Origin of the sequence: Corynebacterium qintianiae (assembly GCF_011038645.2) — a bacterium.
GTDB classification, from domain to species: Bacteria; Actinomycetota; Actinomycetes; order Mycobacteriales; family Mycobacteriaceae; genus Corynebacterium; species Corynebacterium qintianiae.
The window spans coordinates 514,077-531,783 of record NZ_CP064955.1 but is presented as its reverse complement, the minus strand read 5'-3'; the positions used below and the strand labels follow the sequence as shown (position 1 = coordinate 531,783).

General features: G+C 64.8%; 22 protein-coding genes. 8 read left to right on the top strand and 14 right to left on the bottom strand.

Annotation, left to right across the window (positions count from 1 at the left end; translation table 11 throughout):
* Window positions 1-2: 2 nt before the first annotated feature.
* Genes G7Y29_RS02665 through G7Y29_RS02650 form a run of 4 tightly spaced genes read right to left on the bottom strand, consistent with a single transcriptional unit; the run spans window position 3 to window position 4,983 of the window.
* Entirely contained in the window at window positions 3-3,053 is a 3,051-nt protein-coding gene (locus tag G7Y29_RS02665) for an ATP-dependent DNA helicase (protein ID WP_165004828.1), read from the bottom strand.
* 18 nt (window positions 3,054-3,071) lie between these two features.
* Window positions 3,072-3,785, bottom strand: coding sequence for a hypothetical protein (locus G7Y29_RS02660; protein WP_196820170.1), 714 nt, complete (start codon window positions 3,783-3,785; stop codon window positions 3,072-3,074).
* Window positions 3,786-3,800: 15 nt separating this feature from the next.
* On the bottom strand, window positions 3,801-4,736 hold the full coding sequence (locus G7Y29_RS02655; RefSeq protein WP_165004826.1) for a DUF3152 domain-containing protein: 936 nt from the start codon (window positions 4,734-4,736) through the stop codon (window positions 3,801-3,803).
* A 22-nt stretch (window positions 4,737-4,758) separates the two neighbouring features.
* On the bottom strand, window positions 4,759-4,983 hold the full coding sequence (locus G7Y29_RS02650; RefSeq protein ID WP_165004824.1) for a DUF3107 domain-containing protein: 225 nt from the start codon (window positions 4,981-4,983) through the stop codon (window positions 4,759-4,761).
* A gap of 79 nt (window positions 4,984-5,062) precedes the next feature.
* Here G7Y29_RS02650 and G7Y29_RS02645 point away from each other — a divergent pair, with 79 nt between their 5' ends.
* Window positions 5,063-6,355: a DEAD/DEAH box helicase gene (locus G7Y29_RS02645; protein ID WP_165004822.1), complete on the top strand. Its 1,293-nt coding sequence runs from the start codon at window positions 5,063-5,065 to the stop codon at window positions 6,353-6,355.
* Window positions 6,352-7,551 carry an Rv3212 family protein gene (locus G7Y29_RS02640; RefSeq protein ID WP_165004820.1) on the top strand — a complete coding sequence of 400 codons (1,200 nt, stop codon included), beginning with the start codon at window positions 6,352-6,354 and terminating at the stop codon, window positions 7,549-7,551. The genes G7Y29_RS02645 and G7Y29_RS02640 overlap by 4 nt, the downstream gene beginning before the upstream one ends.
* A 10-nt stretch (window positions 7,552-7,561) precedes the next feature.
* Here the strand turns inward: G7Y29_RS02640 and G7Y29_RS02635 are convergent, their stop codons facing one another.
* Entirely contained in the window at window positions 7,562-8,041 is a 480-nt protein-coding gene (locus G7Y29_RS02635; RefSeq protein WP_165004817.1) for a hypothetical protein, read from the bottom strand.
* Window positions 8,042-8,490: 449 nt separating this feature from the next.
* Between G7Y29_RS02635 and G7Y29_RS02630 the strand changes: the two genes are divergently transcribed.
* Both G7Y29_RS02630 and G7Y29_RS11000 read left to right on the top strand, forming a co-directional pair.
* Window positions 8,491-8,754 (top strand): WhiB family transcriptional regulator, encoded by a 264-nt coding sequence (locus G7Y29_RS02630; protein ID WP_165004815.1) that lies wholly within the window; start codon window positions 8,491-8,493, stop codon window positions 8,752-8,754.
* 97 nt (window positions 8,755-8,851) lie between these two features.
* The gene (locus G7Y29_RS11000; RefSeq protein WP_095066802.1) at window positions 8,852-8,926 is read left to right on the top strand and encodes a 50S ribosomal protein bL37; all 75 of its coding nucleotides are present in this window, start codon (window positions 8,852-8,854) and stop codon (window positions 8,924-8,926) included.
* Between the two features lie 57 nt (window positions 8,927-8,983).
* On the opposite strand, the gene G7Y29_RS02625 is transcribed toward G7Y29_RS11000, so the two are convergent.
* Window positions 8,984-9,250 (bottom strand): mycothiol system anti-sigma-R factor, encoded by a 267-nt coding sequence (locus G7Y29_RS02625; protein WP_235933598.1) that lies wholly within the window; start codon window positions 9,248-9,250, stop codon window positions 8,984-8,986.
* Window positions 9,250-9,825, bottom strand: a complete 576-nt coding sequence (locus G7Y29_RS02620) for a sigma-70 family RNA polymerase sigma factor (protein ID WP_165004813.1) — start codon at window positions 9,823-9,825, stop codon at window positions 9,250-9,252. The genes G7Y29_RS02625 and G7Y29_RS02620 overlap by 1 nt, the downstream gene beginning before the upstream one ends.
* A 45-nt stretch (window positions 9,826-9,870) precedes the next feature.
* Here G7Y29_RS02620 and G7Y29_RS02615 point away from each other — a divergent pair, with 45 nt between their 5' ends.
* Window positions 9,871-10,341 carry an aminoacyl-tRNA deacylase gene (locus tag G7Y29_RS02615; protein ID WP_165004811.1) on the top strand — a complete coding sequence of 157 codons (471 nt, stop codon included), beginning with the start codon at window positions 9,871-9,873 and terminating at the stop codon, window positions 10,339-10,341.
* A 160-nt stretch (window positions 10,342-10,501) separates the two neighbouring features.
* Here the strand turns inward: G7Y29_RS02615 and G7Y29_RS02610 are convergent, their stop codons facing one another.
* The 3 genes from G7Y29_RS02610 to G7Y29_RS02600 all read right to left on the bottom strand — a co-directional run bounded on the left by G7Y29_RS02610 (window position 10,502) and on the right by G7Y29_RS02600 (window position 11,991).
* On the bottom strand, window positions 10,502-11,077 hold the full coding sequence (locus G7Y29_RS02610) for a PspC domain-containing protein (protein WP_165004809.1): 576 nt from the start codon (window positions 11,075-11,077) through the stop codon (window positions 10,502-10,504).
* Window positions 11,074-11,397, bottom strand: a complete 324-nt coding sequence (locus G7Y29_RS02605; protein ID WP_165004807.1) for a PadR family transcriptional regulator — start codon at window positions 11,395-11,397, stop codon at window positions 11,074-11,076. The genes G7Y29_RS02610 and G7Y29_RS02605 overlap by 4 nt, the downstream gene beginning before the upstream one ends.
* Window positions 11,398-11,751: 354 nt before the next feature.
* A complete protein-coding gene (locus G7Y29_RS02600) occupies window positions 11,752-11,991 on the bottom strand; it encodes a hypothetical protein (RefSeq protein ID WP_165165494.1) in 240 nt (79 codons plus the stop codon).
* Between the two features lie 130 nt (window positions 11,992-12,121).
* Here G7Y29_RS02600 and G7Y29_RS02595 point away from each other — a divergent pair, with 130 nt between their 5' ends.
* Entirely contained in the window at window positions 12,122-12,934 is an 813-nt protein-coding gene (locus G7Y29_RS02595) for an AAA family ATPase (protein WP_249399787.1), read from the top strand.
* On the opposite strand, the gene G7Y29_RS02590 is transcribed toward G7Y29_RS02595, so the two are convergent.
* Together G7Y29_RS02590 and G7Y29_RS02585 are read right to left on the bottom strand one after the other, a co-directional pair.
* Window positions 12,931-13,623 carry a hypothetical protein gene (locus G7Y29_RS02590; protein WP_165004969.1) on the bottom strand — a complete coding sequence of 231 codons (693 nt, stop codon included), beginning with the start codon at window positions 13,621-13,623 and terminating at the stop codon, window positions 12,931-12,933. The two genes, G7Y29_RS02595 and G7Y29_RS02590, sit on opposite strands and share 4 nt — an antisense overlap.
* A 127-nt stretch (window positions 13,624-13,750) precedes the next feature.
* A complete protein-coding gene (locus tag G7Y29_RS02585) occupies window positions 13,751-14,410 on the bottom strand; it encodes an SOS response-associated peptidase (protein WP_165004989.1) in 660 nt (219 codons plus the stop codon).
* Between the two features lie 31 nt (window positions 14,411-14,441).
* Between G7Y29_RS02585 and aroA the strand changes: the two genes are divergently transcribed.
* Together aroA and rsgA are read left to right on the top strand one after the other, a co-directional pair.
* Entirely contained in the window at window positions 14,442-15,722 is a 1,281-nt protein-coding gene (aroA, locus tag G7Y29_RS02580) for a 3-phosphoshikimate 1-carboxyvinyltransferase (protein WP_430393285.1), read from the top strand.
* Window positions 15,723-15,726: 4 nt separating this feature from the next.
* The gene (gene rsgA / locus G7Y29_RS02575; protein WP_165004965.1) at window positions 15,727-16,752 is read left to right on the top strand and encodes a ribosome small subunit-dependent GTPase A; all 1,026 of its coding nucleotides are present in this window, start codon (window positions 15,727-15,729) and stop codon (window positions 16,750-16,752) included.
* Here rsgA and G7Y29_RS02570 read toward each other — a convergent pair.
* Window positions 16,726-17,220: a DUF6912 family protein gene (locus G7Y29_RS02570; RefSeq protein ID WP_196820169.1), complete on the bottom strand. Its 495-nt coding sequence runs from the start codon at window positions 17,218-17,220 to the stop codon at window positions 16,726-16,728. The genes rsgA and G7Y29_RS02570 overlap by 27 nt on opposite strands.
* Entirely contained in the window at window positions 17,220-17,633 is a 414-nt protein-coding gene (locus tag G7Y29_RS02565) for an HAD-IA family hydrolase (protein ID WP_165004963.1), read from the bottom strand. The genes G7Y29_RS02570 and G7Y29_RS02565 overlap by 1 nt, the downstream gene beginning before the upstream one ends.
* Window positions 17,634-17,707: the final 74 nt, after the last annotated feature.

Genomic DNA, 17,707 nt, shown 5'->3' with positions numbered 1-17,707 from the left:
CGTCAGCCACGGGTGACCACCTGTCCTTCGGGTTGTACTGGGCACAGTGCGCGCACCGCACACCTCTCGCACTGCTGGCCCGTCGCGGCCAGCAGCTCCGGGCCCGACATGAGCAAGGGCAACGGGGTGATCAGGTTGGCGAACTCGGCGAGACGTTCCTCGCTCTTAGGGGCCTGCTGCCTCGTCGACGCGCCAGCCTTGGTCTCCTTCTTCGGGTACAAGAGCACTGCCCCTCCGACCTCCGCAGGTGTGTCCCCGGCGGAGGCGGTGGTGACCTTCTCCCCGTCGAACACTCCCCGGGACAGTGCCAGCTGGTACGCCTCAAGCTGGGTGTTTTCCTCAGCGTCGCGTTTGCTGGGCACACCGGATCCGGTCTTGAAATCGACGATGTGCAAGGCCCCGCTGTTTTCCCGTTCGATGCGGTCCGCGCGGCCGACGATTCGCAGGTCAGGTGCTACTTCAACGTCGATCGCGGCCTCTACAGCGACTTGTTCAAATACCGCCCGCGAGGTCAGCAGCCAGGTGTGCGCCCGGCCGAGCATCGCGTCGAACTCCGCGATCTCGCGCTCGAGCTTCCAGGCCGGGGAGTCGTCGACGCTCCTGCGCGCTTCGAGCACAGCCCGGCGGGCGACAGCCTCGTCGACTCCGCGGCCGACCGCTTCGAAGTACGCATGCGCCATCGAGCCCCACACCATGTTCAGCGACGAGTCGAGCCCGACCATCCGTTGCAACACCTCCCGCATGGGGCAGGCCAGCAGGCTTTCGATGCGGGACGGCGAAAGACGCGTCGGCACCGGCAACCCCTCCGAGACGGATACTTCCGTGGTCGTCCACCACTGCCCTGGGTCAGCGCCTGGTACCCCCGCGTGCGCGAGGCGGGCGAGCTGGCGGGCCGCTTGCCGACGCCCCGCCTCCCCCGCCCCGGGATCGCGAACCACCCGCCGCAATTCGGCGATCAGATCGTCGTGCGCCAGCACCCGAACAGCGACCGCGCCCTCTGCGGGAGCAACCGGGGCACTGCCAGCGGTGGTCACCGTGACCTGCCGCAGGTGGTGCGCCGCGCAGAACTGCTCGACGAACCGGGAGGGTTGCACGAGCTCGTCACCGTCCGGGTCGTCCACGGCCGTCACCAGCAGCCTGTCTGTGGCACGGCTGGTGGCGACGGCGAACAGCCGGGATTCCTCCTCCAGTCTCTCTACCTTCCGGCTGACGGGCACCGCGGGGTCGACCTGGTTGTCTACGAGGTCGACCAACTCCTCTTGCTTGAACACCGTGCCTGTTTCCGACAGCGAAGGCCACTGCAGCTCCTGCACCCCCGCGACGACGACGGTGTGGAATTCGCGGCCCGCGGCGCCATGGGCGGTCAGCAGCGCGACCGCGTCCGGCGTCGCTGTGCGCCGGTCCCTCACCCCGGTGGGCAACTCCTGCTCGGAGATGTAGGTGACAAACCCCTCCACCCCGGAGTTGGCGCGCCGCTCGACGAAGTCGCCAGCGGCGTCGAAAAGCGCCATCACGGCATCGAGGTCCAGGTCAGCCTGGGATCCGGTCGCCCCTCCCCGCAACGCTGCAGCGAGCAACCTGTTGGACAACCCCGTCGCGTTCCACACAGCCCAGAGGACGTCCTCGACGCTGCCCACGTCCAACACCGCCCGTCCGGCGTCCAGGACTCCGCGCACATGATGGAGGATGGACAGCTCGCGGTCGGTCAACACGGACCCGAAGTCCGGCAGTTGCTGCCCAGAGCTCAGTAGACGCCGCAACGTGTCTTCTGCCCGGCCCTCCGGTTCCCAGCGCCGCAATCCCCTCAGCAGGCGGCGCAGTGTTACGGGATCGGTGCCCCCAACTGGGCCGAGCAGGAGGTCCCGCCACTCGGACGCTGAAAGGTTCTCCGTCAGCGCCCGCAGGCCGAGGATGAGCGCCGCGACAATCCGCTGCTCACTCAGCACCACGTCGGTGGGGTTGAGCACGACGGGCACCCCTGCGTGCAGCAGCGACCTGCGCACCGGTTCGATCAACGACGTGGAGCGGACGACGACGGCCATGTCCCGGTAGGCGACCCCCTCCTCCAAGTGGCCGCGGCGCAGCTCGTCCGCGATAAGCGCCTGCTGCGCGGCGGCTGAATCGCACACCGCTGCCCTTCTCTCGGGAGCCCTGCGGGTTGCGCCGAGGTCGATGACCGTGTGCTTTAACCCGCCTACGTCGCGGAAGAAGTTGGGGGACGCGCCGCGGAAGTGGTACACAGACTGGTTCGCATCGCCGCCCACCACACCGAGGGCTGCTTTTTCGAGCAGCCGGCGGACGAGCTCGCCCGAAGCCGGGGCGAGGTGCTGTGCGTCATCCACGATCACCGTGTGCCACCGGTCCGGCACTTCCGTAGAAAGTACAGCCGAGGCAAGCTCGGAAGCGCTGATGGAGCGTGCCGGGTTGAGCGCCATCACCTGCTCGTACTCGCGGAGGAAGTCACCCGCGGCGGCCCATATAGGCCGGTTGTGCCGGGCTCCCAGCTCCCTGAGGTCTCCGGGTGTGAGCTGCCTTTCGACGGCGCGGAGAAGAAAATCCCGCAGCTGGCGGGCGAACCCCACCAGGGGAAGCGCGGGGCGCAGCTCCGTCGGCCACGTGCCGCGCCCGTCCTCGACATGGCCCTGGAGCAGCTGGCGGAACACCGCGTCTTGCTCCGCTCCCGAAATCAGGCGGACATTCGCGTCGAGGTTTTGGCGCAGCATTGCGAACGCCAGCGAATGGACGGAACGGACCATGGGTTCGTCGATCACGAACCCCGAGTCAGCCAACCTGTCCGACAGCTCCACGCGCAGACGGGCACCGGACTCCTTCGACGAGGCCAGAACGAGAATGCCCCGCGGATCGGCACCGTCCCCGATTACGCGCACAACAGTGTCGATGAGGAAGCTGGTCACACCCGAGCCCGCCTCACCGGTCACCTTCCATAGACCCTCCGCCGGGAGATCGTGGCTCCAGCAGCGCTTATCGACGCTGCGCGTCCTCGGCACAAGGTACGCCCGCGGAGGTTGGGGAATCGAGTTCACTGCCACCATGGCCCTGATTCTGCCACTTCAGGCAGACATGAGCTGGGCGCGAACCTCGTCGAACTTCGAACGTTTGTTCACAAACTCGGAAGCTGAGCCGCTTGTGATCTGGCGGTATTCCAACGCACGCAGTGCCAGGGAATTGACGTCTGGGATGTGCGCCCACCGGGAAAGCACGCGGTCATCCACCGCGTCGGTCAGCAACGCGTCGACAAGCACGAGCGCCGCCGTGTACCCGAGCGGGCGGGCCTCCGCGGAGGGGACGATGTCCGTCAAAGCGGGCGGGAGCGAGCCAGAAAAGACGCAGCACGCGAAAAAGTCGAGATGCGCGACACCCGCGGCGCTTGCCGCGGGCACCCCCTCCCACACTGCGCGATCGGCTTCGGCCCACGAATCCGCTCGCTCCACGGCGGGGGCCTCCACACCCGCCATAGCAGCGTCGAAAGCAAGCGCGGCGGCGATAGCTTCGTCGGCGCGTGCCGCCACGTCCCCCATGATGTGGTCGTTGGCCTTGAACCCCCCGACCACCACCCGTCCGTCGGTCGCCCGCACCGGGCGGGCAACGCGCACACCGGTGGAGGTAAAGCGCTCGCGGACCTTCGCCGACCACGCGGACGTCGCCGTGGCGGGCGCGACGACGACCCGGTCAAACCGGGCGCCGTGATCCCAGGCCGCCCCCGCGGAGACTGGCACAATTCCGTCAAGCTGGAAAGCTGCCAGGACGTGCTGCGGAATTATCAACGTAGAAGCCCTCCCCTACAAGACAGCCGGGCGCGGGTACGGCCACGGATTGGCCCGGCACGTCTCATCGGAATCCGGATAAACCTCGTCGTGGTCCAGGCTGTGTAGCTCGGCATTGTTGAGGCTGAGCGTCTGCTGCATCATGATCGGTGCTAGCTCACCGGTGGCCGGGCACGCCACATGTTCGGCGAAACCGAGGGCATGCCCCACCTCGTGGTTGATCAGGTACTGGCGGTAGCTGCCCAGGTCTCCCTGGAAAGGCGAGGCCCCGCGCACCCAGCGCGCCTCATTGATCACTACCGTGCTTTCCCCCGTTGCCATGGTGCGGCAGCTCGTCTCCAAACCGAGGCTGCCGCCGCAGTTGTCCTTGGTCGTTCCCGGCGAGGTGAGCCGGATGCGCAAGTCGGGATCTTGGTTGCCAGCGACGTGCTCGAAACCGAAGCGCGGGTCATTGGTCCAACCGCGCGGGTCCGCCAGGGTGGCGTCGACAAGCGTGGCGAACGCGTCGTCCCCGCCGTACCTGCTGGTGTCTAAGCCGTTTTCGACTTCGACGGCATAGCGAAGCACCAGTTCGTCGCCGGAACCCGCGGCGGTCCCGGGGACACCCACCTCGCGATACGTGCCCTCGCCGTCCTCGGTGAACGGCCCACCTGGCGGGAGGTCCTCCAACCCAAGGTCGCCCTCCGGAAGCGTGGCCGGCTCCCTGGAGGCCGACCCCTCACCGCGGCCTCCTGCGACGCCCGTGTCCACCGCTACCGTCTCGGCCGCAGGCGCGGCAACCGCCGCATCATCCGGGTTCGCGGCCATGTTGGCGAGCACGCAGACGGTGATGACGGCGAGCACCGGGATCGCGTAGGCACGCCAGCCGTACTCGTGGGCGAAGCGCACGAAGAAGGGCTCCTGCGCGCTCTCCGAACCGCGGTCCGGTTCCCGGGGATGCCTGTGGGTCATAGATTCTTAATGTAGCCGTGTGCTAGCGGGCGAAGCCAACCGAACGCGCACTGGAGTTGCCCACTTCCACGTAGGCGACACGGTCGGTACGGAGGAGGAACTTGCGCCCCTTCTCGTCCTCGAGAACCAGCGTCGGGTGGCCCTCCGCAATCGCGGTGTTCACCCGAGCGAGGACGTCTTCCTGGGTTTCGCTGCTGGACACAGCGAGCTCGCGCGGGCTGTCGGAAAGTCCGATCCTGATATCCATGTGCGTCTATTCACTGTCCTTTTCTCATTAGCGGTATCACAGTCGGCCCTATTGTATCGGCCGGGGCTAAGATGAGCGTGTGCCCTACCCAGCTGACACCGCCGAGACAGTCCCGCCGACGTTTGCTGAGCTCGGGGTCGCGGCAGAAATTGTCGACGCGCTGGAGGAGCTCGGTATTACCCACACTTTCTCCATCCAGGAGCTCGCCGCACCCCTCGCCCTGGCCGGCAAGGATCTGATCGGCCAGGCCCGCACCGGCATGGGCAAGACATACGCTTTCGGGATTCCGCTGCTGGACCGGGTCTTCGACGACGCGGACATAGAGGAGCTCGACGGCACTCCCCGTGCGCTGGTGGTGGTCCCCACCCGCGAGCTCGCAGTGCAGGTCGGTGAGGACCTGCTGCGCGCGGCGAAGTACACCCCCGTACGTGTCACCACTGTCTACGGCGGCCGCCCGTACGAGACGCAGATCGCAGCCCTGCACGAGGGAGTCGACGTCGTGGTAGGAACCCCGGGCCGCCTCATCGACCTGCACGACCGCGGTGAACTCCGCTTGGACCGGGTGGCCATCCTCGTGCTCGACGAGGCCGACGAAATGCTCGATCTCGGTTTCCTGCCAGACATTCAGAAACTGTGGTCCGCGTTGCCCCAGCAGGTGCAGTCGCTGCTGTTCTCCGCGACGATGCCAGGAGCCATCCTCACCCTGGCCCGCTCACTGATGAATCGGCCCGTCCACATCCGCGCAGAGACTGCCGACACCCCCAGCACACACGCTACGACGCGCCAGGTGGTGTTCCAGTCCCACCGCATGGACAAACCCGAGGTCACCGCCCGCATCCTCCAAGCGGAGGGACGCGGGAGAACGATCATCTTCGCGCGCACCAAACGCACCGCCGCGGAGGTCGCCGAGGACCTAGCGGGCCGCGGTTTCGCGGTCGGCTCCGTGCACGGCGACCTGGGGCAGGGAGCCCGCGAGCGTTCGCTCGAGGCGTTTCGCAGCGGTGAGGTGGAGATTCTCGTCGCCACCGATGTCGCCGCACGCGGCATCGACGTTGACGAGGTCACCCACGTGATAAACTACCAGACCCCGGATGACCCAATGACCTACGTACACCGCATCGGGCGCACGGGCCGGGCGGGCCACTCCGGCACGGCTGTGACACTGGTCGGATTCGATGAGGCCCACAAGTGGGCGGCGATCAACACCGAGCTCGGTCTCGAAATTCCGCAGCCGCCAGCGTGGTTCTCCACGTCACCGCAGCTGTACCAGGCACTGAACATCCCCGACTCCGCCGCCGAGCGCGTCGGCCAGGCCGTCAAGGTCCACGGCGAGCCCGCTAACCGCCGTCCACGAGAAAGGAAACGCCGTTGAGCGCACCGCTGAGACGAACGCGCGGGGACCTCGCCGCCGCCGCAACCATCGCCGCCGGCTCCCTGGCGCTGGTAGGAGCGGCCTATTTTTCAGCGCCCATTCGCTCGGCCGAGCTCGCGCCCGCGGCAGAGGAGCGGGAAAGCGTCGCCAGCTTGTCGACGCCCCCGCAAACGCTCTCGGAGTCTTTCCGCCTCCCCGACACCTCCCCCGGCATCGCGCCCGTGATCGCCGAGGGGTTGATCATCACACATGCGGACGACACTCTGACCGCCACGTCACCGGACGGCGAGACCGTGTGGACCTACAGGCGGGACCGGCAACTGTGCGCGCTCGGTGAGGCATGGGGCAAAGTCGTGGCCACCTACCGGGGCAACGCAGGCTGTGGCGATGTCGTCGCCATCGATGCCCTTTCCGGCGAGTACGCGGGGACCCGGGCGTCGGTGGCCCCGGATCACGTCACGTCGCTCGGTTCCAACGACCGCCAGGGTTATTGGAGCCCGGAGCGGGCCGAGCTGTGGCGCTCGGATCTGGTCCGCACCGTGGAGTACGGCCGCGTGGAGGCACCCCAGGAATCGGACATGCAGCCGAACCAGTGCACCATCACCTCGGCTTTGACTCGCAAGGAATTGCTCGCGGTGACAGAGCAGTGCGACGACGGTTCGTGGCTCCGGCTGCAGAAGGCAACTCCGGAGGATTCGCGCAAGCCCGAGATCGATGCCAATATTCCAATTCCCTCGGGCGCGTACCTGGTCGCGGTCTCACCGGATGGCGCAGCCGTGGTCGACCCCACCGCCGGCGAGGTGCAGGCCTACGACAAGGAGGGCAACGGAACCGCTGTGAGCCCGGTCCTCGCGCCGACCGGCGCTGCCAGTACTACCGGCACTACTGGCACTACCAGTGACCTCCCCCACCATATGTCGTATTACGAAGACGGAACTCTGTTCCTCTTCGAGCCTGGCGACTTGGCCCTCACCGGTTCCTTCGCTGACGCGGCGGGCCCCGGAGTGGCTGCAGGCGACCGACTCCTTTTCGCCACTGCGGACGGCGTGGCTGTGGCGAACTGGGACTCCACTCAGGTTGAAACGGTCATCCCGGTCAACCGCGGGGGTTACACCGGAAGCATCGGGCTGGGGTCGGCCGGCGATGCGGTCGTCGAGAAGCGGGACGGCGAGGTTGTCGTGCTCGCGGCCCGCTAGGCGGCAGCGGTTACCTGCCAGCCATCCGGATTTCATATCGCGCGGCCCAGTATTCCACCGCGGTCGGGTGGAACACACCGACCAACGCGAGCAGCGCCGAGACGGCGGTGACGATGCCCAGGAGAATGGCACCCCCGCTGAACATATACACCGCGACACCCAGCAAGATACCCTCTATGAGCACGATCGCCCCTCTCCCGGACGGCTGACCCGCCAGCGTGCGGGCCGCGTGGAAGGCGACGAAACCGAAGACGACGAGCAGGAAGACCGCTGTGCCGATGCCGACGAAGTCGGTGGCCGCGGAGTCGGATTCCAAGCTCGACGCGGTGGCCCCGCGCAGATTAGTCACGATCAACCAGATCGCGTACCCGAAGAGCGCGAGGCACTGGACGAGGACGACGGCCGCGCCGAACTTCACGATTGCGGGCACAATCGCAGCAGCCGTTTCGGCGCGTTCACGGTCAGGTCGGCGGTTCTGGTATTCAGTCACGACGATTAGTGTATCCCCGCAACAGGCGCGCCTGGCGATTTGACCCCGGACCCCCACCCATACTCCACCCGGGCACTTTGTAAGAGCAGGTCAAACGCCTTCTCGCCCTGGCCTAATGCGCCTGTTAAGAGAGAACCGACCTATATCAAGCGAATTTGGTTGTATGATGTCCGTCACATTTTCGCCTGTAAGCCTAGCGAAGTTCAAATTAACATGCCATTATTCTCGGGTAGCAAAAACGACGGGCCGGTTACCTGGCCCTTAACCCCAGGCCACCACGGGGTTAACAGCAGGGAAATGGATGACGGGTCCCGGAACCACCGGGAATCTCCGCCCGACACCTGCGGTGTTGAGTCAAGATTTGCAACCCCAGATGATCCCGGGGCGAAGTTGTGGTGCGCACTGAATGACACAAACACATCAAATTTTCTAGTTAAGGAGTATTGACCATGGATTGGCGCCACGAAGCAGTCTGCCGCGACGAAGACCCCGAACTTTTCTTCCCAGTCGGAAACTCCGGCCCCGCACTTTCCCAGATCGCGCAGGCGAAGCTCGTCTGCAACCGCTGCCCTGTTACCTCCCAGTGCCTGAAGTGGGCCCTTGAGACTGGCCAGGACGCCGGCGTCTGGGGCGGTCTCTCCGAGGAGGAGCGCCGCGCACTCAAGCGCCGCAACAAGCAGCTCGCCCGCAACCGCGCACGCCTCTCCGCCTAACTTCAATCCCCGCTTCCACAGCCCGATTTCCGCGCTCGCGCGCCGGGGCGATAAAGTGGGGAATCAATACCTATTTTTACCCCTACAAGGAGGCACCATGAGCAAGCGTGGTCGTAAGCGGAAGGATCGCCGCAAGAAGAGCGCCAACCGCGGCAAGCGCCCTAACTCTTAACTGCAGCGCGTCAAGCACCCTCCCACCAGCAAATTTGGTGCGGAGGGTGCTCTCGTTTTAGCGGCGGTAGCGGATCTCGGTGACGGAGACTGTGGTGATCGAGGCGATGATCCGCTGCCTCAGGGTGTCGGGGGCCTGTGCTCCGCCGCAACATTTCTGCACCAGTAGGCGCGCTGCCAGTTCATCCTCGTAGCGGCTGAAGCACTCCGGGCAGTCAGAGATGAGTCCCCGGATCTCCGCCGCACGAGCGGGGTTGGTGTCGGAGTCAAGCAGCTCGCACAGGATGCGGTGCGCGTCGGCGCACTTCGGGCAGTTAGCGCTCATTACTTCTTCTCCTCCAGGCCGATTCCTTGCTCGTTCGCCACGTCTTTCAACATCGTGCGGAGCTGTTTTCTTCCCCGATGGAGCCGCGACATCACTGTGCCCAGCGGAATATCGAGCGCCTCCGCAATTTCCTTGTACGCCATGTCGTCCACGTCGGCCATGTAGACGACCATCCGGTAGTCCTCGTTGAGCTCGTCAAAAGCAGCGGAGATCCGGCTGTTCGGCATGCCCTTGAGCGCGGCGACCTCGGCCGACTCCAGCCCCGCCGAGTCGTGGGAGCTGGTCGTGTAAAGCTGGTGGTCCGTCACGTCTTCGGTGGAGGTCTCCAACGGGCGGCGCTGCTTCTTGCGATACGAGTTGATGTAGGTGTTGGTCATGATCCGGTACAGCCACGCCTTCATGTTTGTACCCGGCTTGTAGTTGTCGAACGCCTTGAACGCCTTGAGGTACGTCTCCTGCACCAGGTCTTCTGCGTCCTGCGGGTTGCGCGTCATCCGCAGAGCGCCACCGTAGAGCTGGTCCAGCAAGGGCATCGCTTCCTCGGCAAAGCGCTGTTGCACGTCCGTTTCGGCCATGGGAGCCATTGTAGCCGCCGCGCCGACACCCTATTGTTGTTCTCCATGACGAAAGCAACCCGAGCTGTCGAGGCGGTGGGCGGGACCGCGCACGAGGTTCTGCGCTATTCTCCGTCCCAGGACAACTTCGGAGAACACTCGGCGGCCGAGCTGGGTCTCGACCCGTCGGCGGTCTTAAAAACCTTGGTAGTGGGCCACGGCCGGGAGCTGGCGCTGTGCTGCGTTCCTGTGTCGCGCCGTCTGAGTCTGAAGGCCGCAGCTCAGGCGTTGGGCTGGAAGAAAGCCGCGCTCGCCGACCCCGCCCGGGCGCAGCGCGCCACGGGGTACGTCGTCGGCGGCATCTCGCCGCTCGGCACTCTCACGGCGTTACGCACGCTTATCGACGCCCCCGTCAGCGCGCTGCCCTCCGTCACCGTCTCCGGTGGCCAGAGGGGGTTGTCGATCCAGCTGTCCCCCCGAGACCTCGCAGCGCTCACCGGCGCCGAGTTTGTCGCGCTGAGCGCGGGGCCCGGTTAGGCCCTGCTAGAGAGCGTCGAGGACAGTCTGGAGCTGCCGTCCCAGATCACGTCGGCGTTGACCAGATTCTTCAGGAAGTCCGCCGCACTGCCGTTCTGCAGTACTTGTGGATTTGAGCGCTCGATGGCGTTGTTCTGAGACCGATGTTTGGCGCAGGGTTCTAGCGTCGGGCAGCGTTGCGCCGAGGGCTGAGGCGGCGGTACTGGGCAACGGACTCCACGGGCGGCAGCAGTAGGCTCAAGGTCAGATAGATGAGGACCGAGAGTCCAAAGAAAATGAGCATCACGTAATCGCTCAACGGCGCGAGGAGCGCTCCTCCCACAAGCGTGACGGCGACGTAGATCGCTCGTACCCACGCGACGTTCGCTTCGGTTGCGGCCGAAATTCCGAGACAGACCCCCGTGAGCCACTTGCCATCAAGTACGCGGCACCAGGTCGGTACCTGATCCTCGATTCCCGTCGGATCGGGTTTTCCAGGCTCGCTTACAACCGGGCCGACCTGATTGAGAGTGGAGCGCATCTGGCCTGCATCAACGGGGTTGTCTCCAAGGGCGGAAAGCTGATCGCCGATCGATACCTCCAGGTCGCGAACAGTCTCGTCGCCATCAGGGTCATCGGCCAGTTCATCTCTTGCGTCAGCGAGATAGCTCAATAGTTCGCGGTGGGCACTCGGAGTGAGCCTGAAGTGCTTTTGGTGACCAATAAGCCTCATGGATACAGGGGTTTCGTTCGTCATCGTCCAATCCTTTCGATCATGTTCGTTAGCTTCTGCCAGTACTCCCGGAACTCCGTGAGCCGTTGCCTGCCTTCAGCGGTGAGCGACAGGTACTTCCTCGGCGGACCGCTAGATGACTCACGCCACTCGTGATCCACCAGGCCTGCTCGTCGCAACTTGTTCAGGAGGGGATAGACCGTCCCTTCCTGTACGGGATATCCGACCTCTCGTAGTGCAGTGACAATCTCGGCCGCATATCTCGCTTTGTGCTCAACTGACGCCAGTGCGAGCAGCTCGAGGAGCCCTCGGCGAAGGGACGCAAACTCTAGATCTTCCGTCATGCAAGTACCTTATGACAACAAGGTACTTGTGCGCAATGCCAATCTCAACAATCTAAGCGTACTTTTTACCCCCGTCTCTGCCAGGACAGCCAACACTGTTAGAAACAGGACGCTCGCAGCTGGTGGCGGCACTATTTTGCAAGAGGTGGCATTAGCCCAGGCCTAGTCGGCACTCCAGCCCCACTGCCCTCTTCCCGGACGAAACTCTACTCCGGCGTGCTTTTACGCAGCGAGGACCTGGCAGCAAATTCCACTTAAAGTGAACCCTAAAGGGACACATCAGCCGCTGACGTTTTCCTTGTGGATTTGAGCGCTCGATGGCGTTGTTCTGAGACCGATGTTTGGCGCAGAGTTCTAGCGTCGGGCAGCGTTGCGCCGAGGGCTGAGGCGGCGGTACTGGGCAACGGACTCCACGGGCGGCAGCAGTAGGCTCAAGGTCAGATAGATGAGGACCGAGAGTCCAAAGAAAATGAGCATCACGTAATCGCTCAACGGCGCGAGGAGCGCTCCTCCCACAAGCGTGACGGCGACGTAGATCGCTCGTACCCACGCGACGTTCGCTTCGGTTGCGGCCGAAAGAAGTCGAGGCCGCACGCCGAGCCCGCCGGCGCCAGCTGCGCAAAGACATCAACGATCGCATCCCACGGATCGCCGACCGGGCCGAACCGCGCACCACTGCGCCCGGAGCGCGGCCAACCAAGCTGCGCACCTATGAAGAGGACGAATGATGGCCAAGAACTTCATCATCACCAAGGAACATCGCCGGTTCACCGAATTCGCCAACGCGGTACGCAAAGAACGCACCATCGGCATCTGTCACGGCGACGCCGGGATCGGCAAGACTCAGTCGGCACGCCGATATGCCCACTGGGACACCGTGGAACCGTTCATCACCGAATGGGGGCCGCGAACCGAAGACGACGCCAAGTTCTACGCAACTGCGAACCGGTGCCGGACCGTGTTCTACACCCCCGAGGTGCTCCCCAGGCCCAAAGTGCTCATGCATGAGATCGCACACCTGCAGACAAGGCTCGGCATCTGCATCGACGAACACCAGCGCAGCATCGGCAAGGTCACCGGCGCCTACTCAGGTCATACCAACAGGTGGGTCGAGTTGCTCATCATCGATGAGGCCGAACGACTGGCCCCGACCGCACTCGAACTTCTCCGGGATGAGCACGACCGCTACCACTTGGCGATCATCCTCATTGGCATGCCTGGCATCGACCAGCGGTTTCGCCACTACCCGCAGCTCTACAGCCGTCTCGGATTTTCGCACCGATACCGGGCACTAGGACGCGATGAACTGCTCTTCGTCCTCGATCGCCATTGGAAACGCCTCGGCCGCACCCTTGACCCGGACGACTTCACCGACGCTCAAGCTATCGCCGCGATCGAACGCATCACCCGGGGCAACTTCCGCCTCCTCGAACGCCTCTTCCCTCAGATCGCCCGAGTGCTTAAGATCAACCAACTCGAGACCATCACCGACGATGTCATCGAAGTCGCCGCCAGCATCCTCGTGATCGGAAACTAACGCCCCTGAGCGATCACAAAAAGCCGCCACAAAGCGCTTAAACCCACATGCAGTACTTCCCCGGCGGAACCATTCCCGCCAGAGCTGCCCGAGCTGCCCGAGCTGCCCGCGACTGAGCCGACAAGCGGGGACACACCCGGGGAAAGCTCAATGAACGACGGGCCTTCGCCGAACAGGCCACCGACCTTGCAGAAAGCGATGCCGCGGTACTCAATGTCGGTGACAGTCGGCAGGTTGTCCGGGGAAATGTAGATGTTCTTAGGGGTCTCGTCTTCCGGATCATCGGCCAAGTGCACGACGGACACCCCGCGGTAGTCGTCGTACGCCTTCCTGATCTCCGCGTCCAGCTCGGGGCCGAAGGACTGGCCCCCGTTCTGGGCGGCCGCCTCCGGGTTGTCAATGACCCAGTCGAGTATCCTCTTCGCGAGGCTTTCCTCCTCAATGTAGACACGGCAAGCGACCTGTTCACCGGTCTTGTTGGTGAAGGTGTTGTTCCAGGTGCCGTCCTCCCTGAACTCGATATGCAGCTCAGAAGGGTTGGTGAACGTCTGAAGCTTCTCGGCCAGGCCCCCGGTGGGTTCAGTGGTGGTTTCCTGAGCGGCTGCGGCACCGGCACCGACGCCGCAGACTGTCCCGAGACCGATGAGGGCGCTGGCTGCGACGGACAGAGTCGTTCTAGAGATTTTCATGGTATTCCTTCGTTGCTGGAGAGCCTGCGGCCCTCGTGGATGGGTGTCCATTTCACCCTCACTAATTTCACATACAAAATCTGTGCGTTTCTCATTTATTTTGGCAGAGGAAATTCAACGATAAGGGTTAAACTTCGTCGATGAGCTCCGCGTAATCGTTGCGCACGTTGCCCACCTCTTTCACCACGGGCCGGTACGACAGGTCCCCCGCAATGCGTGAGGGGTGAACCAGCTCCAACGCTTCCTCGGATGTGCCCGCAACCCACTGCTCGATGTCGTCGCGGGTCAGGAACAGGGGAAGCCGGTTGTGCAGCCACGTCATCGTCTCACCGACCGAGTCCGTGGTCACCATCGTGGTGGAGAGCCTGTCCAGACCGGTCTCCCACAGCGCCGCCGCGTACAGCAACCCCTCAGATGGGGTGACAAAGTACGGCTGCTTGTCTTTCCACTCGTAGTATCCGTCCAGCACCATCAGGCCCCGGCGCGCCTTGAACGCCGAGCGGAACGACGGCTTCTCCGCCACGGTTTCGCCGCGGGCATTGAACAGCGGCGGTCCGGAGTCGTCCTTCTTCCAGCTGGGCAGCAAACCCCAGCGTGCCGAATCAAGCGCAGCAGTTTCACCCGCCTCACCAACGAAGCGAATCAGCGGCACCTGCTGAGTCGGCGCCACGTTGTAGCGCGGCGGCGGGGTGCCGTCGGGCGCCTCGACGGTTGTGACTCCTGGCAGAGCGCCGATTTCATTGAGGAGGTCGTCGCCGGTGGTGAATAGAACGAATCGTCCGCACATGCCCCCATTATCCCTGTAGCGCTGGCTTATGATGGTGTGCATGACTGAACTGTGGCCAGCGCCGTTTTCCGCGACCCCGATCACCCACACACAGGTGGTGCCGGGGTCGAAATCGTTGACTAACCGCGCCTACATTCTGGCCGCGCTGGCCCAGGGGCCGTCGACAATCGTGGGTGCCCTGCGCTCCCGTGACACCGACTTGATGCAGGCGGCGCTGGCATCCATGGGTGTGGGTTTCCACAGCGCGGGTGAGGCCATCGCCGTCACTCCGGGCAAGCTGCGCGGCGCCGTGGTGGACTGCGGGCTAGCGGGCACAGTGATGCGGTTCCTGCCCGCCGTCGCCGCCTTCGCCGAGGGCGACGTGCTTTTCGACGGTGACCAGCGCGCCCGCCAGCGGCCCATTACGACGATTCTCGATGCCCTGCGCGAGCTCGGCGTCGACATCGCAGGCGACGCCCTGCCGTTCGCCGTCCGCGGCACTGGCAGCGCGAGGGGCGGCACCGTGGAGATCGACGCCTCCGGTTCCTCCCAGTTCGTCTCCGGCCTACTGCTCGCGGCAGCGCGCTTCGACGACGGGCTAACCATCACCCACACCGGCGGCACCCTGCCGTCGATGCCGCACATCGAGATGACCCTGGACATGCTCGAAGCAGCGGGCGTGACGGTGGAGGCCTCCGGCCACACATGGCGTGTCGCGCCGCAGCCGATCCGCGGGCACCGGTGGGTAATAGAGCCGGACCTGTCGAACGCCACCCCGTTCCTCGCCGCCGCGGCCGTCACCGGCGGCGTGGTCAGTGTCCCCCACTGGCCCATCGAGACGACTCAGCCCGGTGACGTGATCCGCGACATCTTGGAGCGCATGGGGTGCGAAGTCGTGCTCCACGCCGACGGAACCGGCCACACCCTGCGCGTGAGCGGGCCGTCGAGAAGCAATCTGCGCGGCATCCGGCTGGACATGAGCGATATCGGCGAGCTCGCCCCCACCGTCGCCGCCCTCGCCGCTTGCGCGACGACGACCTCCGAGCTGACCGGCATCGCACACCTGCGAGGCCACGAGACGGACCGGCTCAAGGCGCTGACGGACGAGATCAACAAGCTCGGCGGTCACTGCGAGGAACTCGAGGACGGGCTGCGCGTCCACCCGGCGCGCCTGCACGGGGGCGTGTGGCACTCCTACGAGGACCACCGCATGGCGACGGCTGGGGCGATCATCGGCCTGACGACCGAGGGCGTGTCGGTGGAAAACATTTCGACCACCGCGAAAACCCTGCCCGGGTTCGAGGACATGTGGGCGCAGATGGCGGAGGCGTAGAGGCGTGGCGAGGGGATTTTCCGACTACGATGAGTCTGACGTGCGCGTCCGCCCGGGGAAAGGCTCGCGGCCGCGCTCCAAGGACCGACCCAGCCACGACGACGCCGTGTCGGGGATGGTGGTGACGAAGGACCGCGGCCGCTGGGGGGTCGTTGTCGGCGACACGGGTGCCGTGGTGCAGTGCATGCGCGCCCGCGAACTGAAAAAGGTTTCCGTCGAAGTGGGAGACCGCGTGGGCGTGGTCGGCGACACCAGCGGAAGAAAGGACACGCTGGGGCGAATTGTGAAACGCGAGGAACGCGATTCCGTGCTGCGGCGTACCGCGGACGACACGGACCCCTTCGAGCGCATCATCGTGGCAAATGCGGAACTGCTGCTCATCGTCAGCGCCGTCGCCGATCCCCCACCACGGACGGGCTTCGTCGAGCGCGCCCTCATCGCCGCGTTCGTGGGCAACGTCACCCCGGTAGTCTGCCTGACTAAGTCAGACTTGGCCGATCCCGCGATATTCCGCGCCGAGCTGGAAGATCTAAACGTCGACGTGCTCGAAGTCGGAATCGACGACGACATCGAGCTTCTGAAAAAGCGGCTCACCGGCCGCCTGTCCGCGCTCATCGGGCACTCGGGCGTGGGCAAGTCAACCCTGGTAAACCGGATCGTGCCGGACGCGAACCGCGAGACCGGCGTGGTCTCCGGCGTAGGCAAGGGACGGCACACCTCCACTCAGTCGGTGGCCCTCGAGCTTCCCGGCGGCGGCTGGATCATCGACACTCCAGGCATCCGGTCCTTCGGCCTCGCGCACGTTTCCCCCGACGAGATCGTCGGCGTCTTCCCCGAACTCGCCGCAGCCGCCGAGAACTGCCCGCGCGGCTGCAGCCACCTCGGCCCGCCCGCCGACCCGGAATGCGCGTGGGACAACCTCGAGGAGAACTCCCCCGTCGGGCGCCGCGCCCAAGCCGTGAGGCGCTTGCTGGAGGCGCTTCGCTCGAACAACGAGTGGGAGCTAAAGCAGCTCGATGAGGAACGGTAATTCGCTGGGATCGTAGAAGGCCATGTAATTGTCCTGGGCATCGCCCACGGCCAACTCGGCGTCCTCATCCCCCAAATCGGCGGCGTCAATCTGCTCGATCGCCTTGGCGGTCGCTTCCTCTGCCTCCGCGACATCAACGTGCAGCGCCGCGACATCCTTGAGCTCGACGGGGCCGGAAACCCGGACCACGGACTCTCCCATGTCTGGCTCCCCCGTCGCGTCCACGTCCGCGGAGACAACCACCCGGCGGTGCGGGAACTGCTCCTCACCCCCGATCGCGAGCAAGCGTATCGACGCCAATGCGGCGTCATCGAACGCTATCGCCTCGATTTCTTCCTGATCTCCGGAGGTATAGAACTCCGACAACTGCGGAGTCGCAGCGAAACCCCACCCGTTGCGCGCGTGGAGGACGCCATTGTCCTTGAGCGACGCGAGCATGGAGAACGTCGCCGGGATGTAGACGCGCACTAGAATTCGTCCTCGATGTCGAACAATGACTGAATTTCGACTGCGGTGCGCTCGAACGCGGTGTGCAGAATACCGATCATCCCGTTTTCCACCGCCCCGCGCACGTTCATGATGTCGTCGTCGATCACCACGCAGTCGATCAGGGGCAGATCCATGGCATCCGCTGCCGCCTGGAACGCCGCACGCTCGGGCTTTTCCGCGCCGACCTCGCCGGAAAGAATGACGGCGTCGACATCGCCGCGGAACTCCCACTCGCGGATGTTCTCCGCCTCTCGCCCGTCGCCGTCCGCGTTGGAGAGGATCGCCGTCTTGATGCCGGTCTCCTTAACCGTGTCGATCAACTCACGCCAGCGGCGCTGATCTTCCGCATCGGTGTCGAGAACTCCGGCGTAGTCGATGATGAGTCCCTGCATCAGGTTTTCAACCCTCTTTCTGCGTACTTTATTGCGCGCCAGGCATGGCGCTCCTACTGCGCGATCGTGCCACA

Coding starts and splice junctions, on each gene's coding strand:
- G7Y29_RS02605 (WP_165004807.1), bottom strand. CDS start 11,397: ATGACGGAAGATCTAGAGTTTGCGTCCCTTCGCCGAGGGCTCCTCGAG.
- G7Y29_RS02615 (WP_165004811.1), top strand. CDS start 9,871: ATGACGAAAGCAACCCGAGCTGTCGAGGCGGTGGGCGGGACCGCGCAC.
- G7Y29_RS02630 (WP_165004815.1), top strand. CDS start 8,491: ATGGATTGGCGCCACGAAGCAGTCTGCCGCGACGAAGACCCCGAACTT.
- G7Y29_RS02595 (WP_249399787.1), top strand. CDS start 12,122: ATGATGGCCAAGAACTTCATCATCACCAAGGAACATCGCCGGTTCACC.
- G7Y29_RS02620 (WP_165004813.1), bottom strand. CDS start 9,825: ATGGCCGAAACGGACGTGCAACAGCGCTTTGCCGAGGAAGCGATGCCC.
- G7Y29_RS02650 (WP_165004824.1), bottom strand. CDS start 4,983: ATGGATATCAGGATCGGACTTTCCGACAGCCCGCGCGAGCTCGCTGTG.
- G7Y29_RS02665 (WP_165004828.1), bottom strand. CDS start 3,053: ATGGTGGCAGTGAACTCGATTCCCCAACCTCCGCGGGCGTACCTTGTG.
- G7Y29_RS02565 (WP_165004963.1), bottom strand. CDS start 17,633: ATGCAGGGACTCATCATCGACTACGCCGGAGTTCTCGACACCGATGCG.
- aroA (WP_430393285.1), top strand. CDS start 14,442: ATGGTGTGCATGACTGAACTGTGGCCAGCGCCGTTTTCCGCGACCCCG.
- G7Y29_RS02655 (WP_165004826.1), bottom strand. CDS start 4,736: ATGACCCACAGGCATCCCCGGGAACCGGACCGCGGTTCGGAGAGCGCG.
- G7Y29_RS02610 (WP_165004809.1), bottom strand. CDS start 11,077: ATGACGAACGAAACCCCTGTATCCATGAGGCTTATTGGTCACCAAAAG.
- G7Y29_RS02625 (WP_235933598.1), bottom strand. CDS start 9,250: ATGAGCGCTAACTGCCCGAAGTGCGCCGACGCGCACCGCATCCTGTGC.
- G7Y29_RS02585 (WP_165004989.1), bottom strand. CDS start 14,410: ATGTGCGGACGATTCGTTCTATTCACCACCGGCGACGACCTCCTCAAT.
- G7Y29_RS02590 (WP_165004969.1), bottom strand. CDS start 13,623: ATGAAAATCTCTAGAACGACTCTGTCCGTCGCAGCCAGCGCCCTCATC.